Annotated in this window: 9 protein-coding genes; 7 read left to right on the top strand and 2 right to left on the bottom strand. The window is 23.7% G+C overall.

The window, feature by feature from the left end:
* Positions 1-174: 174 nt before the first annotated feature.
* Positions 175-651 (top strand): hypothetical protein, encoded by a 477-nt coding sequence (locus tag RT575_RS15420; RefSeq protein WP_313582022.1) that lies wholly within the window; start codon positions 175-177, stop codon positions 649-651.
* Between the two features lie 78 nt (positions 652-729).
* Here RT575_RS15420 and RT575_RS15415 read toward each other — a convergent pair whose 3' ends face one another.
* Positions 730-1446, bottom strand: coding sequence for a hypothetical protein (locus RT575_RS15415; RefSeq protein WP_313582020.1), 717 nt, complete (start codon positions 1444-1446; stop codon positions 730-732).
* Positions 1447-1490: 44 nt separating this feature from the next.
* On the opposite strand from RT575_RS15415, the gene RT575_RS15410 reads away from it, so the two are divergent.
* Entirely contained in the window at positions 1491-2282 is a 792-nt protein-coding gene (locus RT575_RS15410) for a glycosyltransferase family 25 protein (RefSeq protein ID WP_313582019.1), read from the top strand.
* A 769-nt stretch (positions 2283-3051) separates the two neighbouring features.
* On the opposite strand, the gene RT575_RS15405 is transcribed toward RT575_RS15410, so the two are convergent.
* Entirely contained in the window at positions 3052-3381 is a 330-nt protein-coding gene (locus RT575_RS15405; RefSeq protein ID WP_313581992.1) for a hypothetical protein, read from the bottom strand.
* Between the two features lie 500 nt (positions 3382-3881).
* Between RT575_RS15405 and RT575_RS15400 the strand changes: the two genes are divergently transcribed.
* The 5 genes from RT575_RS15400 (at position 3882) to RT575_RS15380 (ending at position 6436) form a co-directional block, all read left to right on the top strand.
* Positions 3882-4892, top strand: a complete 1011-nt coding sequence (locus RT575_RS15400) for a replication initiation protein (protein WP_313582017.1) — start codon at positions 3882-3884, stop codon at positions 4890-4892.
* 114 nt (positions 4893-5006) lie between these two features.
* Complete coding sequence (locus tag RT575_RS15395) at positions 5007-5468, top strand: HTH domain-containing protein (protein ID WP_313582016.1); 462 nt, start codon at positions 5007-5009, stop codon at positions 5466-5468.
* Positions 5469-5479: 11 nt separating this feature from the next.
* Positions 5480-5707 carry a hypothetical protein gene (locus tag RT575_RS15390; RefSeq protein WP_313582015.1) on the top strand — a complete coding sequence of 76 codons (228 nt, stop codon included), beginning with the start codon at positions 5480-5482 and terminating at the stop codon, positions 5705-5707.
* An 11-nt stretch (positions 5708-5718) separates the two neighbouring features.
* Complete coding sequence (locus RT575_RS15385; protein WP_313582014.1) at positions 5719-6300, top strand: zeta toxin family protein; 582 nt, start codon at positions 5719-5721, stop codon at positions 6298-6300.
* Positions 6290-6436, top strand: a complete 147-nt coding sequence (locus RT575_RS15380; RefSeq protein WP_313582013.1) for a hypothetical protein — start codon at positions 6290-6292, stop codon at positions 6434-6436. The genes RT575_RS15385 and RT575_RS15380 overlap by 11 nt, the downstream gene beginning before the upstream one ends.
* Positions 6437-6777: the final 341 nt, after the last annotated feature.

Genomic DNA, 6777 nt, shown 5'->3' with positions numbered 1-6777 from the left:
AAAAACCTTTAAAAAAAGCTATTAATTTTTTAATTTTCTCCTGGTCTAAAAAAAAACATATGTAGATATGTTTTTAATACCTTTTAAAAAAATCATAAATGGTATTAATTAACTAGATTTGCAAAGAGAAATAATATTTATTATTTTTTTAAAAATAAATAGTTAAAAAAACACTTGGAAGAACATTTTAAACATATTTTTATTGAACAAGTTTATCAAAATGATAAATTAATACAGCGATTAATTTATGCTAAAAATGGTATATTAATACATGTTTTTTTTGATGCTGAAGATTTAAAAAATAACTTCTCAAATAAACAGCTTTATTTTTTTGATAAACAATTTTTTGATAAAAACTATAACGAAATAAAAGAATATAACAATATTTTTTTTGATAATCTATTGAATACTTCTGATGATATTTATTTTAACGAAAATGGATATATAGATTACTTTAAATCTATACTTTATGATATTGTTTTTGTCGAAAATGATAATCTAGGTTTTCCTATTCGTATTTATGATAGAAATAAAACCTTTGTTCAAACTTATAAATATGATGAAAATTATAACCTTATATATGTTAATGATAATGATAAAGATTTTTATAAATTTCAATATATTTTTTATGAAGATATTTATAATTTATAGACTGTCAATTAATAAAAATTTAATATAAAAGGCTTAGTATAAATACTAAGCCTTTTATATTATTATAACTTATATAATCTATCTTTTAAAAACTCTTAATGAAGTAGCTTGTTTATTCCAAGATCCAGCTTTTTTTGATAATCTATAGTTTTTTAAAGTAGCTACTTTTAAATTTTCTCCTACATTAAAAGTTAAACTTCTACCTCCATAATTTTGATCTCTAAAAAAAGTTATTGCAAAAACATTATTTAAATTAGTATCTATAGTAAAAGATGATATTCTATCATGAAATCCATAAGGCCCTAAATCCACAAGATCTAATCCAGACTCTGAGAAAGTAAATAAAGAATTTGAACCTCTATAATATTCATCATCATAAATCACTAACTTATTATCATTAGCTGCTATTTTAGAATTCAATCTAGGTGACTCTAAATTAGATTTAGGATATACAGAATTTATCAATTCTTTGTATGAATCAAAAAAATAAATTTTACCTAAATCATTAATATACATAGCTGAATTAGGATTATTTAAAAGATCTTGTAATATTTCATTTATTCTTTTATCTTCTAATACTATATCTTGAATATCATTATTATTTTCAATATTTTTAGAACTCAAAATAGGAGATGAATATACCTTATCTTTATAAGAAAAAGTATATATTTCACTATCTACTAATTTTTGCTCTGTTTTTATAGATGTTTGTTCTATATCAGATTTATCATCATCTGAACATGAATAATTAATAAAAGAAGTAAAAGTAATCATCAAAATTAAAAATTTTTTCATAAATTTATTTTATAATTGTTTATATTTTCAAATATAAACAATTTATGAAAAAAGAATATGGTTATTATCTGATTAATCTTGATAGAGCTAAAGAAAGATTAAAGTTAATGACAAAAGAATTCGAAAAAAACAATATCGAATTTAATAGAATCCCCGCAATAGATTATAAAGAAATAAATATAAACTCTTATTCTATAAAAAATTTATATGATAGAGATTTAGTTCCTGGAGAAATAGGTTGTTATTTAAGTCATTTAAAAACATTAAAAATATTTTTAAACTCATCTGAAGAATTTGCAATTATTCTTGAAGATGATGCTATTTTAGAACAAAACTTTGATGAAGTAATATATAAAACTATTAATTCTTATAATGAATTAGATAATTCTAATAAATGGGATATATTAAAATTAAAGAATGGAAAAAGAAGAAATATAAAAATTAAAAATATTGATGATAAATATTTCATAGGAGCTTGTGGAACAAGTATTCCTATAACAACTATTGGAGCTATATGGACTAGAAGTGCTGCTAAAAAATTTCTTAATAAAGTAGGATATAACACCCCTATTATAAGGAGACCTATCGATTGTGAATTACAGCATCCATGGGAATATGATTTATTGATTTACAACTTATTACCTTCAGTTATCAAAACAGCCGAATTTGAAACTCAAATTCAAATAGATAAAAGTTTAAGAAAATCTAATTTTATAAAACAAATATCTTATGAAGTAAAACGAATAATCCCAAAATATTCTTATCTAATTAAAAGACATGGATTAAAAAAATTTTATATAAGTTTTATAGCTAAGAAAACAGAAAAAGTATTATAATAAGATAATTACTTAAACTATTTAAAAACCTTCAAATGAAGGTTTTTTTATGTGTTTTTTATCCAATCCAAAATCTGTTAGGATCTTCTTATTGTTATTTAAATATATACAATTTGAAATATCTAAATTTTAATTAAAATTTCATAAAACATTAAAAAATAATAAATTAAGAATGATAGTCCTGTTCCCTCTCGCTGAAAAAAAACCTTTAAAAAAAATCTCTTGATTTTTTAATTTTCTCCTGGTATAAAAAACATATGTAGATATGTTTTTACAACCTTTTTTTCAAAAAAGGCAAGTAGTATTTTTTCTATGTTTTGTTAAAAAACGTGGGGACAAATACACATCTTGCACTCTTAAAAACACCCTTTCTTAAATTTCTATTTTAGTATAAAAAAGAAATGTTTCAAAATTTTTTTGATTCATTTTTTTTTATGTTTTTTTCAAAATCGTGTTAGAATAAAATTTATGATTAATTATTACTAAAAAGACATTATTGATTTTTTATCAGATAAGCATATCTACATATGAGCATATGAACATATCTACATATATTTTTTTTAAAATTTTAAAGGTATTTTGATCAAAATCAATGTTTGACGAATGTTTTGTAAAATATCCTCTTAAAAACGCAAAAAAAAACAACATCTATCAGCCTGCCCTATTGCGAACTTCATTCAGCTTTTTTTTCCACTCTAACGAAAACAAAAAGGATTCAAACTAACGTTTAAAAATAATTTTTCATAGAATAAAATAAATCGTTTTAATTTTATAATTGTTTATGAATATTATTTGCAATAATCTGTGCTGAATTTTTGATATAAATATCATACTCATATTTATTTTCTTTTAAAATGGAGTGTCTCAAAATAGCTTCAATGGCATAAGCTTCATGATATTTGAATGAAACAGTAAATAATTTATCGTTTTTACGCTCTGTAATGGCTTTTCTCATGAGTTTACTATGAATATCATCAGAAATAGACAAAACGACCTTAAACGCTAAATTTTGGGGTTTAAATTGATCTTCATATTGTTTTAAAATCTGCAGAATAGCATTTAGGTTATCAATATTGATTTTAATTTTAATTTTTTGCATTGTAATAAATACTAAAAAAGACCTCCCAAATAGTAAGGAGATCTTCAGTTGATAGCTTTCAAACTTACGTTATACATAAATTTGTTTCAAATATAAAAAAAATCGCCCCCTGGTGCGCATAAAAAAGTCCCGTCAAATTGTTTTTGTTTTTCCACTCTAACGAAAACAGTAATTTTCAAGAGAGCTCCCAAAAGTGAATTTTCGTAGAAAATCACACCCTTAAAAACTAAAAAATTACCATGTTTTTGTATTAAATAAACATAGCTTATCTAACATTACTTATCGAGTTTCGACAAAAAATGGATAAATAATTAATATACATACTATTACAAGGGTTTAAAAAAGCCCTATTATTACTTTTTGAATACTTTACTATTACTTTTTGAATACTTTTTAAAACTCCTATTATTACTTTTTGAATACTTATTATTACTTACGTTTCGTAAGTAATAATTGATTACATTTGTATTCATGAAGTAATAATAACACAACTATAAACGATGATAATAAACAATAAAGAAGTTTTACAGTCCTATATTTTGACAACTGCAAAATATGATTATTCTGTTTATGAAAAAAGAATCCTCTATCGAATTATTGAACTAAATCAAAGTTTAATTGAAGGCAAGAAATTAAATCAAAACTATTCTATAGAAAAAGATATTTATGATGATGTTAAATACACATTACCTGTATCTGCTTTTTTAAACAATAAAGAAGATTATGAAGATAAAAATCATGCAAGAATAAAAAATGCTCTTCGAAGCTTACAGAAAAAAATAATATCATATGATGATGAAAAAGAATATAAAAGTGACGGTATAATTTTCAAAGTTAGAATTAATAAATATTCTCAATCTGTTTCTTTTTTTGTTACAGATTGGATTTATCAAACTTTAATGGATTTTTCAAAAGGATTTAGAAAGTACGAGCTTGAAACTGCTATGAAATTTGAAAGTGTTTATGCAATGCGCTTTTATGAATTACTTTCTGAACAGAAAAAACCGATTAATTATTCTATTGAAAATTTGAAAGAAATGTTTGGTTTATTAGACAAATATAAATTGACTGCAAATTTCATCAATAAAGTTATTATTCCTGCAAAAAAAGAATTGGATGAAAAAAGTCCTTATACATTTCATTACGAAAAACTAACTGTTGGAAAAAAAACTACTGGGATTAAATTTATACCAATTTACCAATCACAATTTGAAGATAAGGAATTGAAGAAAAAAAAATTAATGAAACAAATTTCTAATCGTTGGTTTATTCCAAAAAATATTGAGGATTATTTAAAGCATAATTTCGAATTTACTGATAAGGAATTGAAAAATAATTTAAACTTATTTGAATCCCTTTACAATTATTTATCAGAGGATGAGTTGTTAGATTTTTTAGTAGAATTAAGAGAACCTTCTGTTTACGCCAACAATCGAAAAGGATTTATTATTGGAGCTTTAAAAAAGAAATTTGAACTAATTTTCGAAGAAAAAAATATCTTAAAAAAATAAGATAGCGACAAACAAACGACAGTTTAAAAAACACTAAATAACCTCTATTGCAATTATTTATGAGAAATTTAAATAATTTTAGCGACAAGTAAACGACAAATAGCGACAAGTAAAATGAATAACAAATACACTTCTGAAAATCTTGCAGAAATATTAAAAATAAGCAAACGTACTGCTCAGAGATACATAGATAAACTTTTAGATAAAACAGGTAAAGAGATTTCTTTCAATGAAGACGTTCTTAATCTGTTAGTTCAACGACACAACAACGACAACACAACGACAGAAGACGACAATGGAATAACAGAATATTTTACAGAGGATGAATATCAGGAATTCCAAAAAAGATTAACCGAATACCCTTTGCTAAAACAACAACTAGAAGAATCTAAAGAAAATCTTAATACTCTTCTTAATGAGATGGAATATCATAAAACTGCATACACAAAACAATTGCTTTTACATGAAAAACTTATTGATTCTATAGCAGAAAAAGCAATTAATGAACGAATAATGTTAGATTCAATACGACAACGCAATTTTATTGAAGCAAAAGAAAAAGGGTTAGACCAATAATTTCTCCAGGAATGAAACGAAAACTAATTGATTTGGATATGGAAACAGAAAGACGTTTATCAATCCTTGCTAGTGCAAACGGAATGAGTTTAAAAAAATATATAGAGTATATACTATTTCAGCATGGAAATGATCATTCTATTACAATTGAAAAAGAAGTAAAAAAACAAAAAACTGTATCTAAAAATCAATTATCTATTTTAGATGAGATAAAGAACAGTTCTCTAAATAATAAATAGTAATTTTGAATATGGAAGACAAAAATCTTTACATAATTGCAGGTTGTAATGGAGCTGGAAAAACTACAGCATCCTTTTCTATTTTACCAAAAATATTAGATTGCAAAGAATTTGTGAATGCTGATGAGATAGCAAAAGGGATTTCTCCTTTTCAACCAGAAAAAGTAGCTTTTGAGGCTGGGAGAATTATGCTAAATAGAATAGATGAGTTATTCAAAAATCAAGAAAGTTTTGCCTTTGAAACAACTTTAGCTACAAAATCTTACAAACAGAGAATAGAATTTGCTAAGAAAAATAATTATTACACTTCTTTACTCTTCTTTTGGTTAAAAACTCCAGCATTAGCTAAAGAACGTGTTAAAATAAGAGTAAAAGAAGGCGGGCATAACATTCCTTTAGACGTAATAGAAAGAAGATATAAAAACGGAATTAAAAATCTATTTAATATTTATCTTGACATTGTAGATCAAGCAATGATTTTTGATAACTCTGAAGGAAAGCATATTTTAATTGCTGAAAAAAATTTTGGTGAAGACATTATAATTCATCATTTAAATAAGTTTAATGAACTAAAAAAATATTATGACAACTGAAGCTAAAATAGAACGTAAGAAAAAAATACTAAAAGGCCTTGAAAAGGCTTATGAGGATATGATTGAGTTCAAAAAACAAAAAAAGAGTAAACTTGTTATTATTAAAAATGATAAAATAGTCAAAATAAAGCCTTAGTATTTTAAATACTAAGGCTTTATTTTTAATACTCTTGAACTAAAACATCTGCGGATATATGTAATTCTTTACTAATCATTCTAATTTGAGGAAGATTAAGTTTTCTTACTTCTGAAAAAATTTCAGTTTTTCTTCAATTTTACTTAAATGTATACAAATTGTATACTTGTAAACATTTAAAAATCAAACGAATAACTTAAATTTTAATTAAAATGTATACGTATTGTATACATTTTAAAAACATAAATTTAATAAAACACTCAAAAACAATGGATTAATAACACCCCTTGGTGTTCCCTCTCGCTGGAAAAAAGCCTTTAAAAAAATCTCTTCATTTTTGA

This window comes from Chishuiella sp., assembly GCF_032109125.1.
In the GTDB taxonomy this organism is placed as follows: domain Bacteria; phylum Bacteroidota; class Bacteroidia; order Flavobacteriales; family Weeksellaceae; genus Empedobacter.
This window is presented reverse-complemented; position numbering and strand designations above follow the sequence as displayed.